This is a genomic window from Longimicrobium sp. (assembly GCA_036387335.1).
Classification (GTDB): domain Bacteria; phylum Gemmatimonadota; class Gemmatimonadetes; order Longimicrobiales; family Longimicrobiaceae; genus Longimicrobium.
The window spans coordinates 19,035-40,184 of record DASVTZ010000191.1 but is presented as its reverse complement, the minus strand read 5'-3'; the positions used below and the strand labels follow the sequence as shown (position 1 = coordinate 40,184).

Genomic DNA, 21,150 nt, shown 5'->3' with positions numbered 1-21,150 from the left:
CAACCGTGGACTACCGACATGACGAATCGCCGTTTCTTGCCCGCCGTGCTCGCGCTCTCCCTTCTCGCCGCGTGCGGCGGGGACGGCGGGGGGAGCACGCCGGGCGCGATGAAGGGGAGCGCGGGCGCCGCGCCGGGCACCGTCACGCTGACGGGCGCGGGCGCCACCTTCCCCATGCCCATCTACTCCAAGTGGTTCGCCACCTACGGCCAGAGCAACCCGGTGCGCGTGAACTACGCCTCCGTGGGCTCGGGCGCCGGTATCCGGCAGATCACGCAGGGCACCGTGGACTTCGGCGCATCGGACGCGCCGATGACGGACGCGGAGCTCGCCCGCAAGCCGGGGATCCTGCACGTGCCCACGGTGCTGGGGTCGGTGGCGGTGTCGTACAACCTCCGCGGCCTGCGCCAGCCGCTGCGGCTGGACGGGCCCACGCTGGCCGCCATCTACCTGGGCACCGTCCGCAAGTGGAACGACGCGCGCATCGCCGGCCTCAACCCCGGCGTCGCGCTCCCCAACGCGGACATCCTGCCCGTGTACCGCACGGACGGCAGCGGCACGACGCACGTCTTCACCGACTACCTGACCACCATCAGCCCCGAGTGGAAGGAGCGGGTGGGGACGGGGAAGTCGGTGAAGTGGCCCACCGGCCTCGGTGCCAAGGGGAATGAGGGGGTGACGGGCTCGGTGAAGCAGAGCGAGGGCGCCATCGGATACGTGGAGCTCGCCTACGCCACGCAGAACCAGCTCCCGGTGACGGCGCTGCGCAACTCGGCCGGCGCCTTCGTGCAGCCCAGCGTGGAGTCGACCACCGCCGCGGCCGCCGACCTGGGCGAGCAGCTCCGGCAGCACCCCGACCTGCGCATGTCGGTGGTGAACGCGCCCGGCGCGCAGGCGTACCCGGTGTCGTCGTTCACCTACCTGCTGGTCCCCGGGCAGATGGAGGATTGCGGCAAGGCGAAGGCGCTCGTGGGGCTGGTGCGCTGGACGCTCGCGGAGGGCGGCGAGATGGCGCGGCAGCTCCACTACGCGCCGCTGCCGGACGCTGTGCGCGCGCAGGTGCTGCAGAAGCTCCAGGGCGTCACCTGCGGCCCCCAGCGCCAGCCCGCGCTGACCGGCTGACGCGCGATGCAGCCCACTCCCGAGCAGGCAGGCGTGCTGGCGGGCGGCGGACCCCCGTCCTGGGTCCGCCGCGTGCTGCCGTCCGTGCGCCACGGCAACCTGGCGGACCGCGCTTACGCCATCACGCTGGGCGCGTTCGGCGCGGCGATCCCCATCCTCTTCGGCTTCATCCTGCTGCGCGTGGGGACCGCCGCCTGGCCCGCGCTGCGGCGGTTCGGCGGCGGCTTCGTCGTGGGGTCCGACTGGAACCCGGTCGCCGGGAGCTACGGCGCGCTTCCCTTCATCTTCGGTACGCTGGCGTCGTCGCTCCTGGCGCTGCTGATCGCGGTGCCGCTTGCCGTGGGGCTCGCCATCTTTCTTACCGAGCTGTCGCCGCGCTGGGTGGCCGCGCCGGTGGCGTTCGGAACCGAGCTGCTGGCCGCCATCCCCTCCGTGGTCTACGGGCTGTGGGGGATCTTCGTGCTGGTGCCCTGGCTGCGCTCCAGCATCCAGCAGCCGCTGGCGGGCGCGTTCGGCGACTCGTTTCCGCTCTTTGCGGGGCCGGCGTACGGCACCAGCATCATGGCGGGCGGGGCGATCCTGGCCATCATGATCGTCCCCTTCATCTCCGCCGTCTCGCGCGAGGTGCTGGCCGCCGTGCCGCGCGACCAGCGTGAGGCCGCGCTCGCCCTGGGCGCCACGCGCTGGGAGATGACGTGGCAGGTCGTGCTCCCCTACGCGGTTCCGGGAATCATCGGCGCCACCATCCTGGGGCTGGGCCGCGCGCTGGGCGAGACGATGGCCATCACCATGGTCATCGGCAACCGGCCGGACATCCCCACCTCGCTCTTCGCGCCCGGCTACACCATGGCCAGCGTGCTCGCCAACGAGTTCAGCGAGGCCTCCGACGACCTGCACCTGGCCGCGCTCATGGAGATCGGCCTGATCCTCTTCGGCATCACCATCGTGGTCAACTCGGTGGCGCGCCTGCTGGTGTGGCGGGTCGCGCGCCGCGCGGGGAAGTAGACGATGAACACCGCGACGGCGCCTTCGTGGCGCGACCGGCGGCGGCGCACCACCAGCACCGTGATGCTGGCGATGACCGGGGTAGCGGCGCTGCTCACGGTGCTCCCGCTGGTGCTGATCCTGTGGCACCTGCTGCGGGCCGGGATCACGGCCATGAACGGCGACTTCTTCACCGAGACCCCGGCGCCGGTGGGCGAGCCCGGCGGCGGAGTGGGGAACGGCATCCTGGGCACCGCCATCCTGGTGGGGCTCGGCGCCGTCTTCGGGCTGCCCGTGGCCATCGGCGCGGGGCTCTTTCTGGCCGAGGCGGAGGGGAGCCGCGTGGCCAACGCAATCCGCTTCATCACCGACGTGATGAACGGAATCCCGTCCATCGTCATCGGCATCTTCGTGTGGGCGTGGGTGGTGGTGTCGATGGGGCACTTCTCCGCGCTGGCGGGGGGCGTGGCGCTGGCCATCATGCTCATCCCCATGGTCACTCGCACCACCGAGGAGATGGTTCGCCTGGTGCCCCGCGAGCTGCGCGACGGCGGCCTGGCGCTGGGCTTCACCCGCTGGCGCACCACGCTGGGGATCGTGCTCCCCGCGGCGCGCAGCGGCATCCTGACCGGCGTGCTGGTGGCGCTGGCGCGCATCTCGGGCGAGACGGCGCCGCTCCTCTTCACCGCGCTCGGCAACCCGTTCTGGGGGTGGAAGCTGAACGAGCCGATCGCCGCGCTCCCCGTGCAGATCTTCCAGTACGCCATCTCGCCCTACGAGGAGTGGCACCGCCTGGCCTGGGCCGCGTCGCTCCTGCTGATCGCGCTGGTGCTGGGGGTGAGCCTCGCGGCCCGCCTCCTCATCCGCAGCCCATACAAGGGACGCTGAACATGCAACAGATCGCCACCGCCGCGCCGCGCACCGCGCCGGCTGCGCCCGCGAACGCCACCGTGCCGCTCGCCGTGGAGGCGCGCGACTTCTCCTTCTGGTACGGCGGCAACCGCGCGCTCAACGGCATCACGCTGGAGGTGCCCGAGCGGCAGGTGACGGCGCTGATCGGCCCGTCGGGGTGCGGCAAGAGCACCTTTCTGCGCTCCATCAACCGCATGAACGACCTGATCCCGGGCGTGCGGCACGACGGCGAGATCCTGATCCGCGGCGAGTCCGTCTACCGCGACCGGCTGGACGTGGTGAACCTGCGCAAGCGGGTGGGGATGGTCTTCCAGAAGTCCAACCCCTTCCCCAAGTCGATCTACGACAACGTGGCGTACGGCGCGCGCGTCAACGGCCTCGCACGCGGCCGCGCGGAGCTCAACGAGATCGTGGAGCGCTCGCTGCAATCCTCCGCGCTGTGGGACGAGGTCAAGGACCGCCTGGACCGCAGCGCGCTCGGGCTCAGCGGCGGGCAGCAGCAGCGCCTCTGCATCGCGCGGGCGCTGGCGGTGCAGCCTGAGGTGCTGCTGATGGACGAGCCCGCCAGCGCGCTGGACCCCATCGCCACGCAGAAGATCGAGGAGCTGATCTACCAGCTCAAGGACGAGTACACCATCGTGATCGTGACCCACAACATGCAGCAGGCGGCGCGCGTGTCGGACGTCACCGCCTTCTTTTACATGGGCGGGCTGGTGGAAGTGGGATCGACGCACCAGATCTTCACCAACCCGCGCGAGGACCGCACCGAGGCGTACATCACCGGGAGGTTCGGATGAGCCCGACGCCGGGAGTGCGCCACTTCCACGAGGAGCTGGCGCGCCTCAAGCACCAGCTCCTCAACATGTCCGCGCTGGCCGAGGATCTGGTGGGGATGGCGGTGCAGGCCCGCACGGAGCGCGACGTGTCGCTCGCGGAGCAGGTGATCGCGCGCGACAACGATCTGGACGCCATGGAGATCGCGGTGGACGACACCTGCATCCACCTGCTGGCGCTTCAGCAGCCGATGGCGCGCGACCTACGGCTGATCACCATGGCGATGAAGATCTCCAACGACCTGGAGCGGGTAGGCGACCACGCCGTCAACATCGCCGAGGGTGTGCGCCACCAGGCGGAGCACCCGGTGAGCATGGAGCTGGCGGAGATCGACGAGATGTCGCGCCTCGCCCGCGAGATGCTCTCCGACGCCCTCGACTGCTTCGTGCGCGGCGATGCGGCCGGCGCGCGCGAGGTGTGCCGCCGCGACGACCGCGTGGACCAGCTCCACGACTCCGTCTTCCGCATCCTCGTCACGCACATGATGGAGGACCCGCGCCGCATCGGCAGCGCCATGTCCCTCTTCCTCGCGAGCCGCAACCTCGAGCGCATCGCCGACCTCGCCACCAACATCGGCGAGGACGTGGTCTTCCTGGTCGAAGGCCGCTCGATCAAACACGGGGCGGGGGCGCTCTCCGGCGCATAGCGGGCCGTCATTGCGGGGCACTTTCCCTTTGTCATCCTGAGCGACGCGCCGCACCGTCCTCGCCCCTTCGACCATGTCTGGCGCGGAGCGAAGGATCTACTGCGCGTGACGCGAGGACCGCCTTCGAACGCAGGCCTCCTGCTTCGCCGGCTAGATCCTTCGGTCGCCGGCGGAGTCCGGCGTTCCACGGAGGCCTGTCCCGCGGCTCCCTCAGGATGACATAAAAGGGGGAACCCTCCGCCCCCGCACGCGCAGCGTTGGCCCGGCGCGGAGCTTGCTCTGTGTAACGATGGCCGCCCTGTGCCCGCGCGCCGGGAGCTTGCACCCCACCCTCCCGTGCCCGTAAGCTTCCGCGCGCACAGCAGCATCGTACCTCCCACCCCCGGGTCGCTTGATGCCTCCGCACCCCAGCGAGCGACTTCCCCACGGCCACACCCCGCAACCCGCGGCGCAGTACTCCCCGACCGCTCCCGAGATGGTCCAGATGCAGGACCAGGTGGAGCAGCTCCTGGTGGAGATGAGCGAGGAGACGCAGAGCAAGTCGCTGGGCTACGGCTCCAGCCTGCGCGGGCGCGTCGCCATCGTCACGGGCGGGGCCACGGGGATCGGCAGGGCGATCGCGCTGGAGTTCGCGAGGCACGGGGCCGCCGTGGCGTTCAACTACTTCTGCTACGACGACGGCGAGGACCTGCGCGAGGAGGCCGAGGCCACCGCGCGCGAGATCGCGCAGATGGAGGTGCGCGTGCACCACGCATCGTGCGACGTGCGCGACCCGGGCGAGGTGAAGCGCTTCGTGAACGACACGCACGAGGAGCTGGGCGCCATCAACATCCTGGTGAACAACGCCGGCATCGCCCGCGACCGCGCCCTCTGGCGGCTGACGGACGAGCAGTGGAGGACGGTGCTGGACACCAACCTGACGGGCGCCTTCCACATGATCCGCGCGGTGGCGCCCATGTTCCGCCGCCAGTCCGACGGCAAGATCGTGAACGTGTCGTCGGTGCACGGCATCCGCAGCGAGTTCGGGCTGGCCAACTACAGCGCGTCCAAGGCGGGGCTGCTGGGCCTCACCCGCTCGGCGGCACTGGAGCTGGGGCCGAGCAACGTGAACGTGAACGCGGTGGCGCCGGGCTACATCCGCACTACGCGCCTCACCAGTGGCGTCCCCGCGGAGATCCTGGACACGGCCCGCGAGCGCGCCGTCCTGGGCCGCCTGGGCGATCCGCAGGACGTAGCCAACGTGGTCATGTTCCTCTGCTCCGAGTACGCGCGCCACATCACCGGCGCGGTCATCCCCGTAGACGGCGGGCACCTGCTTTGATGGCGGGACACGAGACAGAAGTCTCACGCGGAGACGCGGAGACGCAGAGAGGAGAACAGGGAGAGAAAGCGATGATGGTTGTTCTTTCAGTTCGCTATTGTGGCTTTGTGTGAACTCCTTCTGTCCTCCTCTTTTCTCTTCCGCGTCTCCGCGCCTCCGCGTGAGACCCTGCGGTTTTAGGATGCACACGGAACCTGGTATGAGAGCGTTTTTCGTTCTGGCGTTGGCCCTCGCCGGGTGCGGCGGGCAGCGTGCCGCGGCACCGGGCCCGGCGACCGTGCCCGCGCCGGTGGCGATGCCAGCGATGGACCTGGGAGGGCAGCGGGTGCTGATCCTTCCCGTACAGGCGGCGGAGGGGGTGGGGACGCGCGACGAGGCGACGAGCGAGCTGGTGTTCGCCCTCGCCGAGCGCGACGCGCGCGCGCAGTGGGTGACGCCCGAGCAGCTTCGGCGGGCGCTGCGCGCGGCACCGGGCTACGCGGCGGACCCCGGCACGCTCCCCGATGACCCGTACATCCATCATGGCGAGCGCTCCATCGTGGACCCGCTGGGCGGCATCGTGCGGCGCTACTCCGCGCTGGCCGACGCGCGCGTCGTCGTCATCCCCCGCGCCGCGCGATGGATGCCGGGGAGCGCAGGGGGGCGCGTGAGGATGACGGCCGCGGTGGTGGACGCCCGCAGCGCCCGCGTCATCTGGCACGGCGACGCGGAGGGCGACGAGCGGCCGAGCTTCGACCGCACCGCCCTCGCCAGCGCCGCCGCCGCGCTGGCGGAGCGGATGCTGGTGGCGGGGAGCCGCTGAGCGCGCGCTCGCATCCGTCTTGCACGGCCCATCCGTCTGTACTGTTTACCCTGTCCCTTACCACTGAAGCCGTACCCCATGCCGCAGACCGTAACGCTGATCCCCGGTGACGGAATCGGGCCCGACATCACCCGTGCCGTGGTGCGCGTGCTGGAAGCCGCCGGCGCCGAGCTCGCGTGGGACGAGAGGCCGGCGGGCGTATCCGCCGTCGCCACGCACAACACCCCGCTCCCGCAGGAGACGATCGACTCCATTCGCGAGACGCGCGTGGCGCTCAAGGGGCCGCTGACCACGCCGTCAGGCGTCGGCTTCCGCTCCATCAACGTGGCGCTGCGCAAGGAGTTCGACCTGTACGCCAACGTGCGCCCCGCGCGCACCCTGGTGCAGGGCGGGCGCTACGAGGCGGTCGACATCGTCCTGATCCGCGAGAATACCGAGGGGCTGTACAGCGGCGTGGAGCACTACATCGGCATCGGCGACGACCCGCGCGCCGCCGCCGAGTCGGTGATGCTTGTGACGCGCTTCGGCGTCAACCGCATCCTGCGCTACGCCTTCGAGTACGCCGTGAACAACGGGCGCAAGAAGGTGACGCTGGCGCACAAGGCCAACATCCTCAAGTACACGCAGGGCCTCTTCCTGGACCTGGGGAAGGAGATCGCAAAGGAGTACGAGGGCCGCGTGGAGTTCGAGGACCAGATCATCGACGCCGCCGCCATGAAGCTGGTGATGGATCCGGGCAGGTTCGACGTGATCGTCTCCGAGAACATGTTCGGCGACATCCTCTCGGACCTGATCGCGGGGCTGGTGGGCGGCCTCGGTCTGGCGCCGGGCGCAAACATCGGCAAGGACGCGGCGATCTTCGAGGCGGTGCACGGCTCCGCGCCGGACATCGCGGGGAAGAACATCGCCAACCCGGCCGCGCTCCTCATGGGCGCCACCCTGATGCTGGACCACCTGGGGATGCGCGAGCCGTCGCGCCGCATCGTCGCGGCGCTGGAGGGCGCAATCCGCGAGAACGACACGCTGACCCCCGATCTGGGCGGCACCGGTACGACGGACTCGTTCACCGACGCCCTCATCCGGCGGCTCTAGCATGTCCGAAGAGTGGACGGGCCCCTGCCGCGTCTGCGGCCGCCAGTTCGGCGAGAACGACAAGCCGGACGCGGCCGGATGGTGCTCGGATTGCCGCGCGCGCCTGGTCTCCCGCTCCACGCGGGTGGCGTGGGCGCCGGCGGTGGTCTTCGGCCTGCTCTTCGGCTACCTGCTGGTGTGGGGCGGGCTGCTGGAGTCGCGCTTCATGGTGGTGTGGATCGCGCTGGGGGTGGCGCTGGCGTGGGTGGTGTTCAAGGTGGCGCGGCGCGTCGCGTTCGACGTCATCCGCGGCCGCATGACGCCCCGCGCGCGGGGGTGACGGCGATGCGCGGCTTCCTCGCGAACCCCCTGATCAACGTCCTGGCCGCCACGGTCGGAGGCATCCTGCTGGGCTTCGGCATCGGCCGCCTCTTCCACACCGCGACGGTGGGTGCGGGTGTGGCGTCGCTGGCGGGGTTCCTCCTGCTCTGGTGGGCCCTGTACGACCACCGCAAAGCCAAGCCCGGCGTCGCGGAGACGGAACGGGACGGGTCGCACACGATCGAGTAGGCGGGGGCGGGGCGGGCCCCCTCCCCCGCTCGTCGACTCGCGGCCCCTCCCCCAAAACTACCTGGGGGAGGGGCGTTTGGTGTTTGGCGGGCATGGGTGCGCGGGTGCGGGGGGCGGCGCGGGGGAAGGCACGGGCAGCCACGCGGGGCTGCCCCTACGGGGATCGGTTTGCGAGGCAGAGATCGGCGCGGGGGAGAGGGTGGGCAGACACGCAGGTCTGCCCCTACCAAGGTTGGGGTGCGTGAGGCGAGGGGCGGAGCGGCGCCGGGCACGGGCGCGATCTGCGCAACGGACAGGATGTTCTCCCCCTCACCCGCCCTGCGCCCCCGCAGGCGGGGGAGGGGGCCGGGGGGTGGGGGCCGGGTGCTTGCCGCTCCTCCCCCGCACGGCCTATATTCCCGCATCGCAGCGGCTTATACAATCCTTCGACAGGCAAGAGCGATGGCCAGGTTCCAGGGCGTCGACTACTACGACATAGACGGGCTGCTCACCGAGGAGCAGCGGATGATCCGCGACACGGTGCGCGAGTGGGTGGACGAGAACCTGCTCCCCGTGATCAACGACGCGTACATCGGCCGCTACCTGCCGAAGCAGCTCATCCCCGGGATGGCGGAGCTGGGTGTGTTCGGCGCCAACCTTCCCGAAGAGTACGGGTGCGCGGGGCTGGACAACGTCTCGTACGGCCTCATCATGCAGGAGCTGGAGCGCGGCGACTCCGGGATCCGCTCGTTCGCGTCGGTGCAGGGCGCGCTCTGCATGTACCCCATCTACGCCTTCGGCAGCGAGGAGCAGAAGCGCGAGTACCTGCCGCGCATGGCCGCCGGCGAGGTGATCGGCTGCTTCGGCCTCACCGAGCCCGACTTCGGCTCCAATCCCGGCGGGATGATCACGCGCGCCCGCAAGACGGACGACGGCTACGTGATCGACGGGGCCAAGATGTGGATCACCAACGGCTCCACCGCGAACATCGCCATCATCTGGGCCAAGACGGGCGAGCTGGACGACACCAAGTCGATCCGCGGCTTCATCGTCCCCACCGACACGCCCGGCTTCACCGCGCGAGACCAGAAGGGGAAGCTCTCCCTGCTGGCGTCCGACACGTCGGAGCTGGTGCTGCAGGACGTACACGTGCCCGAGACGGCGCTGCTGCCCAAGTCCGGGGGGCTCAAGAGCCCGCTGATGTGCCTGACGCAGGCGCGCTACGGCATCGCGTGGGGTGCCGTTGGCGCGGCGATGGCGTGCTACGACGAGGCGCTGCAGTACGCCAAGAACCGCGTGCAGTTCGGCGGCAAGCCCATCGCCGCCACGCAGCTCCAGCAGACGCGCCTGGCCGAGATGCTCACCGATATCACCAAGGCGCAGCTCCTGGCCTGGCGCCTGGGCACCCTCAAGGACGCCGGGACGATGCGGCCGGAGCAGGTGTCGCTCGCCAAGCGCAACAACGTGGACATCGCCACCAACGTCGCGCGCGAGGCGCGGCGCCTGCTGGGCGGCAACGGCATCCTGGTGGAGTACTCCGCCATGCGCCACATGGCCAACCTGGAGTCCGTCTACACCTACGAGGGCACGCACGACGTCCACGGCCTCATCCTGGGCCAGGACGTCACCGGCTACGCCGCGTACTGAGGCGTTCGGCGGCCCCTCCCGCGGCGTGGGCGGGAGGGGTTGACGGAGATCGGGCGGGTTGACATATTCGTGGCCCGCAACGGCCGTAGCTTTGAGGTTCGGCCCGGCGGCGGGTTGACAATCTCGGTCGGAATGCCTAGCTTGAAAGGCTTCCAGTGGCAACGCACCGATAGCTCAACTGGCAGAGCAGGGGACTCTTAATCCCAAGGTTGTAGGTTCGATTCCTACTCGGTGCACTTCACGCGCAAGCGTGTTTTTTTGACAGAACCGTCGGTATATGCGCCCGTAGCTCAGCTGGATAGAGCGTCTGACTACGGATCAGAAGGTCGGGAGTTCGAATCTCTCCGGGCGCACTTCGGCGGCGTGGCTAACCCCCGCGCCTCCGGCCAGTCGGTACCAGCTACGGACATTCTCGCTCTTGTGGCGGAATTGGTAGACGCGCTAGATTCAGGATCTAGTGGGCGTAAGCCCGTGGAGGTTCGAGTCCTCTCGAGAGCACTGTCCGAAGCCTGGTACCGGCTGTTGTTTGTGCCCAGGTGCTGAAATTGGTAGACAGGCCAGACTAAGGATCTGGTGCCTTAACCGGCGTGGAGGTTCGAGTCCTCTCCTGGGCATCTTTGACAATTCGGATCTGGGAGGCGAGTGAGGACCGCGGCGCTTCGGCGTCGAGGAAAGTCCGAGCTCCGCAGGGCAGGGTGCCGGATAACGTCCGGGCGTTGCGAGGCGACGGAAAGCGCAACAGAAAGCAAACCGCCGATGGCTCCCTTCGGGGCAGCACAGGCAAGGGTGAAACGGTGACGGTAAGAGCGCACCGCGCGGCTGGCGACAGCCGTGGCACGGCAAGCCCCACCCGGAGCAAGGCCAAGCAGTGACGAGGGGCGGCCCGTCCCGCGAAGGACCCCGGTTCTTCACAGTCACGGGTAGGCTGCACGAGGCCGGCGGCAACGCCGGTCCCAGAGAAATGGTCCTCCCCCGGCTCGCCGGGGACAGAACTCGGCTTATTCGCCTCCCTGAACATCTGCGCTCGTAGCTCAGCTGGATAGAGCGTCGCCCTCCGGAGGCGAAGGCCACAGGTTCGAATCCTGTCGAGCGCACTGCACCAACACGAAGCCCCACGGCACTTTGCCGCGGGGCTTCTTTTGTTTGGCTGCCGCCTTGAGAGCCTCATGGTAACGGTACTGGTAACGAAACGTTCGCCCCGCCACCATCTTCTCGGCGACGTACCTCTTGCAACAGTCGCGCGAACGGCGTAGAACATCTAGATTTGACAGAACCGGATGCGGCCGCAAAACGTCAGAAGTGGTGCCGCCGTGCTTTGCCAGCGATCTGCCAATCCAGGTACGGGCTGGTTCTCGGCTGCTTTCCCGTACTACTAATCACATCCGCTACGGATGACTCGATTCCCGCCGTTATCACTGGTGCCGAGACTAACGGCGCTTCTCGCTCGGTTTGCAGGGACCGCCCTGGTTCCGTTCGCCGTGGCCTGCGCCGATCAGCCCACCTCTCCGGCTGGAGGGATGCGGCCCGAGGGAACACCTGCCGCTGTAACGGCACCTTCGTTCAGCGCGAGCCATACGATTCCGGTCCCGTCGAGTACGAAATACGAGTTCGGTGTCGTGCATCTGAATCCCACCGGCATCGTGATACCCCGAGACATGTGGATTCGGATCCGGGTGGCGGGCACGGTGGAGGTGAAGGCCGATCCGGAGTGGGTACGGAAGTTCTGCAATCCGGGACCCCCATCGGAGTGTCCGCCTCCGTACGACGGTGCCTCCGTGGGTCCGCTGGGAGTTCAGGCCGGTTTGCAGGTGCAGGTGGCGATGCACAACGCGTATTACATGTGGACTCCCCAATCTGGTGACGGAGCGACCGCAGAGGACGTGATGTGGGTCAGCGCCGGCACCCCAGTGCTCGTGGGCCGTTCAGGCTTGTACGATCTGGGGGACTGCTACGCCTGCACCCACGATCCGGATCGGGCAGGGCACTACCTCCTCTCGGGTGGACAAACCGTAATTGTGGAGGAGTTCAACCCGCTCAGCGTTCGCGCCGACCAGGAGCAGGTAGATCCCGCGACTCGGGTGAATTTCACCGCCACAGGTCCCGGCGCACTCAGCGGTCTTCGCTGGGTCTTCGTCGAAGGAGACACCCTCCCCACGGGAACCGCTTCCGCGTCACGCGCTCCCCGTGCGCTCCTGTCCACTTCCGTGACGTCCCCGAACTGGTCCGCTCTGTCCGAATGCGAAGGGAAAACCACGTGCACGATGAGCGTGACCAAGAGCGGTCGGATGCGCGCGCGAGGGATCATGGACAATAACGTGGTCGACGCGCTGAGCCAGGTGGTGAAAGTCACGCCTCCCAGCCTGACATTGTCCTGCGTGCCGTCCCGCCTTCCTCGTGGAATCACGACGACCTGCACCGCCGCCGCGCAGCCGAGCAGCGCTACCTTCGTAGTCGAGAGCTTCAGCTTCGCGGGAGATTCGGGCGCCGCAGCGAGTCAGGCAGGCGATGTAAAGAGCTGGAGCTTTCAGCCACTTCAGGGCGGTAGCGTTACGGTGAGGGGCAAAGTCGCTGGGGTGGATCTGTCGGCGAGCACGCGTTTGAATGTCTGTGATTTCTTCAAGGAACCTCCTGGTGATCCGACCTTGCAACGACCTGGGGTGCAACAGATTCTGCTGGATCTCGCAAAGCAGACGAACTTTGATGGGCCACTTAGTACGCGGTATGAGCATGGTGGGCTTATCGCCGAGAAGGATGGAAAGGTCGAATATTTTCCGAGCACGGCTGGTGCTCCGGACGGATGCCAGCTCGCGTACTATCAAGACGAGGACGTACATTATAAAAACAACGCGTATCAGATTTTGGCTCGCGTGCACTCACATCCGACCGCATACAACGGGCAGGTTGCCAATCCTGGTACATGCACCCAGTTTCCCGCAAGTTCGTTTCCGAACGTTGCATATCAAGATGGCCCGAGTTCTTTGGACCTTGGGCCGTGGAAGGATGGTAGCAAGGATTACCCAGGGTACGTAGTTGACCCGCGGCACATTCACCGATGGGAACGGAAAAGTCCAAGCGGCGGTACGCCGGTGAAAACCACCCTTCATCTAAACAGCGGAGCAAACCGATGCGTTACCGGCACCAGTCATTAGGCGCGGCCGTCGTGTTCCTGATCGGAATCTCCTTGACGCTCGCGCCTATGTCCGGCGCACAGTCCGCAGAGCGTACAACTGCGTGCTCCGACTCTGCGGAAGCGGCTGGATGGGTCGAAGATCTTGCACCCGACTTCGTGGGGACCGACGAAGAAAGTGTCGAGTTCAGAAGCGCGCATGGGCTAGTCAAAGTAGATCCCGGGGCACCGATCAGCCCCGTGTCTGATGCGGCCACCTGTTCCGCCGTGGCAGCCGCCGTCGAGGCACGGTTACCGGTCGGTCTATTTCCGCACCGGCTCATCATCGTGCAGATCGGGAAGTACTATGTCGTTCCAGTGCTCGATACTACCCCCATCGCACGGGGAGTTCAGGTCAGTGGACGCACGCTCACGCTCATCCTGGAGAAGGAAACGCTGGAGATTGTGGTGGATAACCTGCTCGTATAGACGTGCCATAGGGCGCAAACCTGTTTAGGAGCAACGCAGGCGCGTTCGCGAGTGATGACGAAGTAGAGGCACAGAGAGATGATCTTCTCTGTGCCTCTGTTGCTTCCCGACCTGTTATCAAGCGTGTCGTACGTGCCTGCTCCACGGTCTGCACGCTGCCAGTGACCGGGTCGAGGCGGACGGTGTGCCAGCTGTCGTCAAGGCGGATGCGGAGGTCGGAGCGGGTGGAGGTGCCGAGGGGGAAGAAGGTGGCGGACCAGGGGCTGGGCTGCACGCCCTGGATGGCCAGCTTCCCCTCGCCGATGACGGAGTCGGTGCGGGCGGAGGCGAGGCGGTAGCTGCCGTCGGAGAGGAGGGTGGCGCGGATGGGCTCCTCGCGGCGCGCGGCCTGGAGGCGGGCTTCGGATGCGAGCTCGCCCACGATGCCCGCGGGGGTCGTCTCGGTGCCGAAGGTGCGGCCGAGCGCGGCGACGGAGACGGAGAGCATGATCCCCATGATCGCGATCACCACGATCAGCTCGATCAGGGTGAAGCCGTCGCGGCGCCGCATCAGAGCGCGCCCGCGTTGATGCTGTAGATCGCCTGGAGCATGCCCAGCGCGATGAAGCCGACGATGGCGCCGAACAGCAGGATCAGCGTGGGCTCCACGAGGGTGATGGCGCGCTTGAGGGTGTCGCGCACCTGGCGGTCGTACACGGTGGCGACGCGCAGAAGCATCTCGGGGAGCGTGCCGGTCTCCTCGCCCACGGACATCATCTGGCGCGCCAGCTTGGGGAGCACGGGTCCGGCGGATGCGGCGAGCGTCTTCCCCTCGCGGACGGCGCGCACGGCATCGCCCAGGCCGCGGGCGAGGACGACGTTTCCCGCGGTCCCGCGCGCGATCTCCAGCGAGTTGACGAGGGGGACGCCGTTCTGCAGGAGCATGCCCAGGATGCGGGCGATGCGCGCCGTGGCGACGCGGCGGATCAGGTCGCCGACGCCGGGGATGCGCAGGAGGAGCGCGTCCCACTTCGCTCGGCCGGCGGGGGTGCGGATGGCATACGCGAACGCCCAGACGCCCGCGGCCACCACCAGCGCGACCAGCCATCCCCAGCGGCTCGCGGCTGTGGTCGTCGCCAGGAGGACGCGGGTGGTGAAGGGGAGCTTCGCGCCCGCGTCCTGGAGCACGCCCGCGAACCGCGGCAGGACGACGAAGACCAGGAGCGTAACCGCCATCCCACCCGCGAACATCATCAGCGCCGGGTAGAGCAGGGCGGAGACGAGGCTGGAGCGGAGCTCGGCTTCCTCTTCCTGGAGCGTGGCGAGGCGGCCAAAGGTGGGCCCCAGCGTCCCGCCCGCCTCGCCGGCCGCGACCATGGCGACGTATACGGGCGGGAAGATGCGCGGGTGCGCCCCGAAGGCATCCGAGAGCGGCCGCCCGGCGCGAACGTCCTGCCGCACCGCCTGCACCACGCCGCGCAGCATCGCGTCGTCCGTCAGGTCCGCGGCGACGGAGAGGGCGCGGTCCACGGGGAAGCCCGACTCCAGCAGCGTGGAGAGCGAGCGGGTGAGCTGCAGCCGCAGCGATGCCCCGGCGCGCCCCGCTCGCCCGCCCGATACCTCCGCGTCGCCCGCCTCCTCCACGGCCACGGGGAAGAGCGCCCGCGCGCGCAGGTCGGCCAGCACACCGTCTCGCGAGGGCGCCTGGAGCACGCCCTCCACGATCTTCCCTTCCGGCGTCGCGGCCCGGTAGCGGAATGCCGTCATGGCGCGGGCATCCCAAACAGCAATCTCACGCAAAGACGCGAAGACGCAAAGGAAAGACAGGGAAGTGCTTTCTTTGCGGCTTTGCGTCTTCGCGTGAGGCATGCAGTTCTTGTCACTCTTCGGCCTCCGCCGTCACGCGCAGGACTTCTTCGAGCGTGGTCTCGCCGGCGAGCGCGCGGGCGAGGCCGGCGGCGCGCAGGGAGCGCATCCCCTCGGCGCGGGCGGCGGCGCGGAGATCCTCGAGCGGAGCCCTCGCCACGATCATCGAGCGGAGTCGGTCGGTGAGGTTGAGGATCTCGTAGATGCCCGTGCGCCCGCGGTAGCCGGTGCCGTCGCACGCATCGCAGCCGCGGCCCTCGCGGAAGAGCGTGCCGGGCGCGACGCCGAGCCGGGTGGCCATGTCGGCGGCGGCGGGGCGCGGCTCGGAGCAGTGCGGGCAGACGCGGCGGACGAGGCGCTGCGCCACGATGCCCTCGACGGTCGCCGCCACCAGGTAGTCTTCCACGCCCATGTCCAGCAAGCGAGTGACGGCGGAGGGCGCGTCGTTGGTGTGCAGCGTGGAGAGGACGAGGTGGCCGGTGAGCGCGGCCTGCACCGCGATCTCCGCCGTCTCGCGGTCGCGGATCTCGCCGACCATGATGACGTCCGGGTCCTGGCGCAGCATCGAGCGAAGCGTGGCGGCGAAGCTCAGGCCGATGCGTGGATGCACCTCCACCTGCGACACGCCGCGGATCTGGTACTCGACCGGGTCTTCGACGGTGAGGATCTTTCGCGTCTCGTCGTTGAGCCGCGAGAGGGCGGTGTAGAGCGTGGTCGTCTTTCCCGATCCGGTGGGGCCCGTCACCAGCAGGATGCCGTTCGGGCGCTCGATCAGGCGCACGAATCGGCGCAGGTCGTCCGGGTCCATCTGCAGGTCTTCCAGCGCCGTGCGCGCGCCGGAGCGGTCCAGGATGCGCAGCACCACCGACTCGCCGTTGACCGTCGGGATGGTGGAGACGCGCAGGTCCACCTCGCGCTCCGCCATGCGCAGCCTTATGCGCCCGTCCTGCGGCAGCCGGCGCTCGGCGATGTCCATGCTGGCCATCACCTTGATGCGGCTGACGACCGCGGCCTGGTAGCGCTTGGGCGATGCGGAGACCTCGCGCAGCACGCCGTCCACCCGATAGCGGACGCGCAGGGCGTCGGGCATGGCGTCCAGGTGCACGTCGCTGGCGCGGCGCTGCAGGGCGTCGAAGAGGATCAGGTTCACCAGGCGGATGACGGGCGCCTGGTTGGCGAGCCCCTCCAGGTCGTCCGCGCTCTCGGTGCCCTCCGTCACCAGCTCCAGGCCGTCCTCGCGCAGGTCGGCCATGACGTCGTTGACGGTCGATGCCGCCGCCCCGTACGCGCGGTCGATGGCGCGTTCGATCTCCGCGCGCGGCGCCTCCACGATGCGTACGGGGCGCTCGAAGACGGCCGCGAGCTCCCCCAGCACGTCGGGCGCGGGGGGCTCCGATGCGGCGACCACCACCGCGTCCCCGTCCAGGCGGATGGGGACGAGGCGGTGCTCCTCCAGGTAGCGCGCGGAGAGGCGGTCGGTCAGCGGGCGGACGTCGTCGAGCACGCGCTCCTCAGGGCTGCGGGGTGCGCGCGGGCTGCGCCTGCGGCGTCACCGGCGGCACGGGCGCGGCGGGCGGCGTCCCCTGCGGCGCGGGCGGAACGGGCACGGGCGCGGACGGCACCACGCGAACGCTGTCCAGCCGGTTGCGGTCCAGCTCCCTGCGGATCTGCTGGCGGCTGTTGGTGCGCTCGATGGAGCGCTCGCGCAGCCGCTCCAGGTCCGCGTCCGACTCTACCAGGTAGGGCGTGAGGAAGATGACCAGCTCCGTTTTCCTGCCGCGCGTCTCCGTGTCGCGGAAGAGGTAGCCGAGGAGCGGGATGTCCTTGAGGATCGGGATGCCGCGCCGGAACCGCGACTCCTCCGAGCCGATCAGCCCGCCGATGACCACCGTCTGCCGGTCGCGCACCACGGCCGAGGTCTGCGCCTCGCGCACGGTGATGATGGGCGCGCCGAAGAGCGTCTGATTGGTGAGGGTGGAGACTTGCTGCAGCACGCTGAGCGTGACGTAGCCGTCCTGGTTGATGGTTGGGACGATGGCGAGCTCCGTCCCCACGTCGCGGAACTGGACGACGCGGTCGAGCACCTCACCCGAGAGCCCCGAGCGCGCGATCTGGGTGAAGGGGACCTGGCTGCCCACCAGGATGCGCGCTTCCTCGTTGTTGCGCGCGAGGACGCTGGGCGTGGCCAGCACGTTCACGCGCGCGTCCGCGGCGATGGCGCGCAGCGTGGCGCGCACGTCGAAGTCGCCCTCGGTGAAGCCCAGCGTGACCACCGCGCCACCCGGGGTCGTGTCCGCAAGGGTGCGGAAGCGCTCCACCGAGCGCACCGCCTGCCCGCCCGCGCTGTTTCCGAGCCGCGCCACCCAGTCCACCCCGAACTGCGTCTCCTTGTCCAGCGTCACCTCGGCCACGAAGACCTCGATCACCACCTGCAGCGGGCGCGTGTCCAGCCGGTCGATGGTCTGCCGCAGCAGCTCGTAGTTGCGCGGCGTGGTGCGGATGATGAGCGAGTTGGTGGCGGTGTAGGGGACCACGGCCGCCTCGCCCACCATCAGCCCACCCACCACCGGCGCCTGGCCCGCGTTGGGGTTCGACAGCGTGGGCCGGTCCCGTCCCGCGCCGCCGAGCGGGGAGCCCGTCACCGTGTTGGTGCTGCCGGGGAAGGTGGCGATGGCGCTGCCGTTGCGCTCGCTGCGAAGCTGTTCGCTCAGCGACCGCCGCCCGCGCGTGTCGCCGGCGGCGGCGTTGGCGGCGTCGGTGCTTCCGTAGATGGCGGCCAGCGTCAGCGCCAGCTCGGTGGCGGATGCGTGGCGCAGCGGGTGCACGAAGACCTGCGTCTCCCCCAGCGTGGGCGCCTGCCCGGCGGGCACCACCTGCAGGATGCCGCCCCGGTCCACCGTGGCGAACCCCGCGCTCTCCAGGATGGTGCGGATCAGCCCCGGGATCTCGTCCGGCGCGATGGGGCGGCCCATCTTGATGGTGACGCGCGTGGCGGGATCGACGCCCACGAAGACGACGTTGAGCCCCGCCATCTCGGCGAGCGCGCTGATAACCGTCGTCAGCTCCGCGTCCTGGTAGTTGATCCTCACCTGCGCGCTCGCGGGCGGCGCGGCGAGGAGGAGGCAGGCCAGCGCGGCGGCCAGCGCACGGTGCACGGTTTGGCTTCTCACCCGGTGTACTCTCGCTCGGGACGATGACATGGGGCTACCACCCGGGCGGAATGGCGCCGGGCGGGGTGTTGGCCGCGCTCTTGGCGCGCTGGTTCATGGGCACTTCGGGGGTGGGCGCGGCGTTGGGAAGTGGGGTGCCCGAGGGCAGCGACGCAGCCGCGGCCGCCGCCCGCCGCCCCTCGCCAGGGCGCGCGACGTCCATGCGCAGCTCGCCCATGGCGCCCACCATCACCACGTGGTCGTACGCCACCCGCTCCAGCCGGTATCCGCCCACCGCGTCGCCTACCCGGTACACCTCCGGGCCGGGGGACGACGGGTCCGCGTCGATCAGCGCCATCCCGCCCGTGGCGGAGACCATCGTCCCGGCGACGCGGTAGGTCGGCGGGGGCGGCGGCGGAGGGGGCGGCGCAGGCGCGGGCGCCGGCATGGTCAGCGTGGTCGGCGTTACGGCGGGGGTGAGCTGCATCCCCACGCGGTAGCGGCTCCGCGGGGCCGTGCGCGACGCGCTGAAGACGTTGCGGTCCAGTGCCCCGCGCACCACCGCCTCCGGGTCGCGCGCGGGGGGGCGGGGGGTGGCGGCGGATGCGCGCGGCAGCTCGGGCCAGATCACCCGCGGTGACTCGCCGGCTCCCGTCGCCCTCCACATGGCCCCGGCCAGGAGGAGCGCCGTGGCGCCGGCCCAGATGCGGTCGTTCGTGGTCATGATGCCTCCTCTTCGGCGGGACGGAGCAGGTAACCCGTCACGCGCAGGCTGATGGTGAGGGACGGCGTGCCCGCGCCCTCCCGCGGATCGCCGCCCACCGTCAGGTCATCGACGCGCAGCAGGACGGGGCTCTGCTCCACACCCTTGAGCAGCTCCATCAGCCCCGTCGCGTCGCCGCGCGCCACGATCTGGAGCGAGGTGGCGGTCGCCGGACCGGCGGGGGCGGGGGGGAGGATGGATTCGCGCACCACCTCCACCTCGGCATCCTCGGCGATCGCCTGGACCACGGAGGAGAGGCGCGCCGCGGCCACCTGCGGCGTGTTGCCGCCCAGGTACCTCCCCGCCGCGATCCGTTCCGCCGCCGCCGCGCTCTGCGACAGGGTGCGCAGCGTGTCGCGGCTGGCGGCCAGCCCGCGGAAGCGCGCCACCCGCTCCGCCTGCAGCGCGGCCCCGCTCTCCCCATCGCCGCCGCCGAACAGGCGCGGACCCAGGCCGATCAGGAGGATCAGCACCGCAGCGACCGCGCCGCCGATGACGACCCGCTTCTCGCGCGGCGTCACGGGGCCACCTGCATGCGGATGGCGAAGTTCTCCAGCTCCACGGAGCCCACCGTGCGGCGTGTGACCGGCTCCACCGACTCCACGCCGGAGAAGCGCGGCGACTGCTCCAGGAGCGGGACGATGGCCGAGGCGCGCCCCGCGTAGCCGCGGATCTCCACCGAGTTCTTCTCCGCGTCGGCCTGGAACTCCGTGAGGTACGCGCCGGGCGGAAGGCGCCGCCCCAGCTCTTCGAGCGCGTCGAGCCAGCGGGGCCGCGCCGCGTCCAGCGAGTCGGTGAAGCGCACGGTGGAGGTGGATCGCCGTACACGCTCCAGCAGCTCCGCGGCGGCGTCGGCGCGGGGGGCGAGCGCGGCGGCTTCGGCCTCCAGCGCCTTCGCGCGGCGCGACTCGCGCCAGGGGCCGGCGCCGAGGAAGAGGAGGAAGGCGAGCGCCGCCGCCCCCACCCACGCCGTCGTGCGCCGCCGCCCCGACGCGCTAAGCCGCTCGCGGTGCGATGGCGGCAGCAGCCCACCCGCGGGCGCCAGCGCTGCGCCGATGGCCGCCGCGAACTCCGCGGGAACCCCCGGCGCCAGCTCTCCGCACGCCTCCGCCACCGTGCCGGGGAGCCGCGCCTCGATTGCGGCCGCCAGGCGCGACGCGAGCCACTCCTCCTCCGCCGGGTCCACACCGATCAGCACGCGCGGCAGCACTCCGCCCTGCTGCACGGCGCTGGCGAGGGCATCGGCGACCGCCTCCGGCTCCGCGCCCAGCAGCCGCGCATGCCCCAGCAGCGTCCCCCCGCGCGCCACGGACACCTCCCACCATTCGCCCGTGCGCGTGACGGTGGCGAAGACGCCGCGTCCCAGCGCGGGCTGGAGCGCGGCCCACGCGCGCACCGCGGCGCGCGCCTGCGGCTCCACGGCCACCACGCGCCCGAGCGTCTCCTCCACGCGCCCCACGAGCGCCTCCACCGCGTCCGCCCGCGCCGCCGCGACCGGCCCCTCGCTGGACGCATCCGCCAGTACCGCCTCGCCGCGCACGGGGAAGTAGCGCTCGGCCTCCATCTCCACGAGCCGGGTGCGGTCCGCGGGCGGCAGCGGGGGGAGCGCCAGCAGCTTGAGCCACGCATCCCGCGGCGACAGCGCGACGCCTACTTCGGCGCGGCGACCAGGGGCCAGCACCTCGGCGGCGTCGCGGATGGCGTCGTCCAGCGTGCGCGCACCGGCGACGTGCGTGCGGTGCACCCCGCGCACCCGCACCCGTGTCCCGATGCGCTCCACCAGCGCCGTCCGCAGCTCCCCATCCGCCACCGCGACTCCCACGCGGCGGATCATCTCGGCCCCTCAACAGCGGGCCTCACGCGGAGACGCGGAGACGCGGGAAAAGGCAGAACGGCAGGGCTCACACAGA

At 70.0% G+C, this 21,150-nt stretch carries 20 protein-coding genes, 5 tRNA genes and 1 other RNA gene; 19 read left to right on the top strand and 7 right to left on the bottom strand.

Annotation, left to right across the window (positions count from 1 at the left end):
* The first annotated feature begins 18 nt into the window (after positions 1 to 18).
* From pstS to VF647_19125, 19 genes are all read left to right on the top strand, one after another.
* On the top strand, positions 19 to 1,122 hold the full coding sequence (pstS, locus tag VF647_19215; protein HEX8454221.1) for a phosphate ABC transporter substrate-binding protein PstS: 1,104 nt from the start codon (positions 19 to 21) through the stop codon (positions 1,120 to 1,122).
* Between the two features lie 6 nt (positions 1,123 to 1,128).
* A complete protein-coding gene (gene pstC / locus VF647_19210; GenBank protein ID HEX8454220.1) occupies positions 1,129 to 2,127 on the top strand; it encodes a phosphate ABC transporter permease subunit PstC in 999 nt (332 codons plus the stop codon).
* A gap of 3 nt (positions 2,128 to 2,130) precedes the next feature.
* Positions 2,131 to 2,994 (top strand): phosphate ABC transporter permease PstA, encoded by an 864-nt coding sequence (gene pstA / locus VF647_19205; GenBank protein ID HEX8454219.1) that lies wholly within the window; start codon positions 2,131 to 2,133, stop codon positions 2,992 to 2,994.
* Between the two features lie 2 nt (positions 2,995 to 2,996).
* Positions 2,997 to 3,815, top strand: coding sequence for a phosphate ABC transporter ATP-binding protein PstB (gene pstB, locus VF647_19200; protein ID HEX8454218.1), 819 nt, complete (start codon positions 2,997 to 2,999; stop codon positions 3,813 to 3,815).
* Positions 3,812 to 4,498 (top strand): phosphate signaling complex protein PhoU, encoded by a 687-nt coding sequence (gene phoU, locus VF647_19195; GenBank protein ID HEX8454217.1) that lies wholly within the window; start codon positions 3,812 to 3,814, stop codon positions 4,496 to 4,498. The genes pstB and phoU overlap by 4 nt, the downstream gene beginning before the upstream one ends.
* Positions 4,499 to 4,973: 475 nt before the next feature.
* Complete coding sequence (locus VF647_19190) at positions 4,974 to 5,819, top strand: 3-oxoacyl-ACP reductase family protein (protein ID HEX8454216.1); 846 nt, start codon at positions 4,974 to 4,976, stop codon at positions 5,817 to 5,819.
* A 199-nt stretch (positions 5,820 to 6,018) separates the two neighbouring features.
* Positions 6,019 to 6,621: a hypothetical protein gene (locus tag VF647_19185; protein ID HEX8454215.1), complete on the top strand. Its 603-nt coding sequence runs from the start codon at positions 6,019 to 6,021 to the stop codon at positions 6,619 to 6,621.
* A gap of 78 nt (positions 6,622 to 6,699) precedes the next feature.
* Complete coding sequence (locus VF647_19180; GenBank protein ID HEX8454214.1) at positions 6,700 to 7,713, top strand: isocitrate/isopropylmalate family dehydrogenase; 1,014 nt, start codon at positions 6,700 to 6,702, stop codon at positions 7,711 to 7,713.
* Between the two features lies 1 nt (position 7,714).
* Positions 7,715 to 8,032, top strand: a complete 318-nt coding sequence (locus VF647_19175; GenBank protein HEX8454213.1) for a hypothetical protein — start codon at positions 7,715 to 7,717, stop codon at positions 8,030 to 8,032.
* A gap of 5 nt (positions 8,033 to 8,037) precedes the next feature.
* Positions 8,038 to 8,262: a hypothetical protein gene (locus VF647_19170; GenBank protein HEX8454212.1), complete on the top strand. Its 225-nt coding sequence runs from the start codon at positions 8,038 to 8,040 to the stop codon at positions 8,260 to 8,262.
* Between the two features lie 441 nt (positions 8,263 to 8,703).
* Entirely contained in the window at positions 8,704 to 9,888 is a 1,185-nt protein-coding gene (locus tag VF647_19165; protein HEX8454211.1) for an acyl-CoA dehydrogenase family protein, read from the top strand.
* 163 nt (positions 9,889 to 10,051) lie between these two features.
* A tRNA-Lys gene (locus VF647_19160) sits at positions 10,052 to 10,124 on the top strand.
* A gap of 43 nt (positions 10,125 to 10,167) precedes the next feature.
* Positions 10,168 to 10,241: transfer RNA gene (locus VF647_19155), tRNA-Arg, on the top strand.
* 61 nt (positions 10,242 to 10,302) lie between these two features.
* Positions 10,303 to 10,386: transfer RNA gene (locus tag VF647_19150), tRNA-Leu, on the top strand.
* A gap of 32 nt (positions 10,387 to 10,418) precedes the next feature.
* Positions 10,419 to 10,502 (top strand) — tRNA-Leu (locus tag VF647_19145).
* A 17-nt stretch (positions 10,503 to 10,519) separates the two neighbouring features.
* Positions 10,520 to 10,905, top strand: an RNA gene (gene rnpB / locus VF647_19140) — RNase P RNA component class A.
* Between the two features lie 3 nt (positions 10,906 to 10,908).
* Positions 10,909 to 10,982, top strand: a tRNA-Arg gene (locus VF647_19135).
* Positions 10,983 to 11,543: 561 nt separating this feature from the next.
* Positions 11,544 to 13,037 (top strand): hypothetical protein, encoded by a 1,494-nt coding sequence (locus tag VF647_19130; GenBank protein ID HEX8454210.1) that lies wholly within the window; start codon positions 11,544 to 11,546, stop codon positions 13,035 to 13,037.
* The gene (locus tag VF647_19125; GenBank protein HEX8454209.1) at positions 13,013 to 13,483 is read left to right on the top strand and encodes a hypothetical protein; all 471 of its coding nucleotides are present in this window, start codon (positions 13,013 to 13,015) and stop codon (positions 13,481 to 13,483) included. The genes VF647_19130 and VF647_19125 overlap by 25 nt, the downstream gene beginning before the upstream one ends.
* On the opposite strand, the gene VF647_19120 is transcribed toward VF647_19125, so the two are convergent.
* The 7 genes from VF647_19120 to VF647_19090 all read right to left on the bottom strand — a co-directional run bounded on the left by VF647_19120 (position 13,431) and on the right by VF647_19090 (position 21,074).
* Entirely contained in the window at positions 13,431 to 14,033 is a 603-nt protein-coding gene (locus VF647_19120; GenBank protein HEX8454208.1) for a prepilin-type N-terminal cleavage/methylation domain-containing protein, read from the bottom strand. The genes VF647_19125 and VF647_19120 overlap by 53 nt on opposite strands.
* Positions 14,033 to 15,229, bottom strand: a complete 1,197-nt coding sequence (locus tag VF647_19115; GenBank protein HEX8454207.1) for a type II secretion system F family protein — start codon at positions 15,227 to 15,229, stop codon at positions 14,033 to 14,035. The genes VF647_19120 and VF647_19115 overlap by 1 nt, the downstream gene beginning before the upstream one ends.
* A 112-nt stretch (positions 15,230 to 15,341) precedes the next feature.
* Positions 15,342 to 16,832 carry a type II secretion system ATPase GspE gene (gspE, locus tag VF647_19110; protein ID HEX8454206.1) on the bottom strand — a complete coding sequence of 497 codons (1,491 nt, stop codon included), beginning with the start codon at positions 16,830 to 16,832 and terminating at the stop codon, positions 15,342 to 15,344.
* A 7-nt stretch (positions 16,833 to 16,839) separates the two neighbouring features.
* Positions 16,840 to 18,498, bottom strand: coding sequence for a secretin N-terminal domain-containing protein (locus tag VF647_19105; GenBank protein ID HEX8454205.1), 1,659 nt, complete (start codon positions 18,496 to 18,498; stop codon positions 16,840 to 16,842).
* Positions 18,499 to 18,532: 34 nt separating this feature from the next.
* Positions 18,533 to 19,201 (bottom strand): hypothetical protein, encoded by a 669-nt coding sequence (locus VF647_19100; GenBank protein ID HEX8454204.1) that lies wholly within the window; start codon positions 19,199 to 19,201, stop codon positions 18,533 to 18,535.
* Positions 19,198 to 19,761: a type II secretion system protein GspM gene (gene gspM / locus VF647_19095; GenBank protein ID HEX8454203.1), complete on the bottom strand. Its 564-nt coding sequence runs from the start codon at positions 19,759 to 19,761 to the stop codon at positions 19,198 to 19,200. The genes VF647_19100 and gspM overlap by 4 nt, the downstream gene beginning before the upstream one ends.
* Positions 19,758 to 21,074: a PilN domain-containing protein gene (locus VF647_19090; GenBank protein ID HEX8454202.1), complete on the bottom strand. Its 1,317-nt coding sequence runs from the start codon at positions 21,072 to 21,074 to the stop codon at positions 19,758 to 19,760. The genes gspM and VF647_19090 overlap by 4 nt, the downstream gene beginning before the upstream one ends.
* Between the last annotated feature and the right edge of the window lie 76 nt (positions 21,075 to 21,150).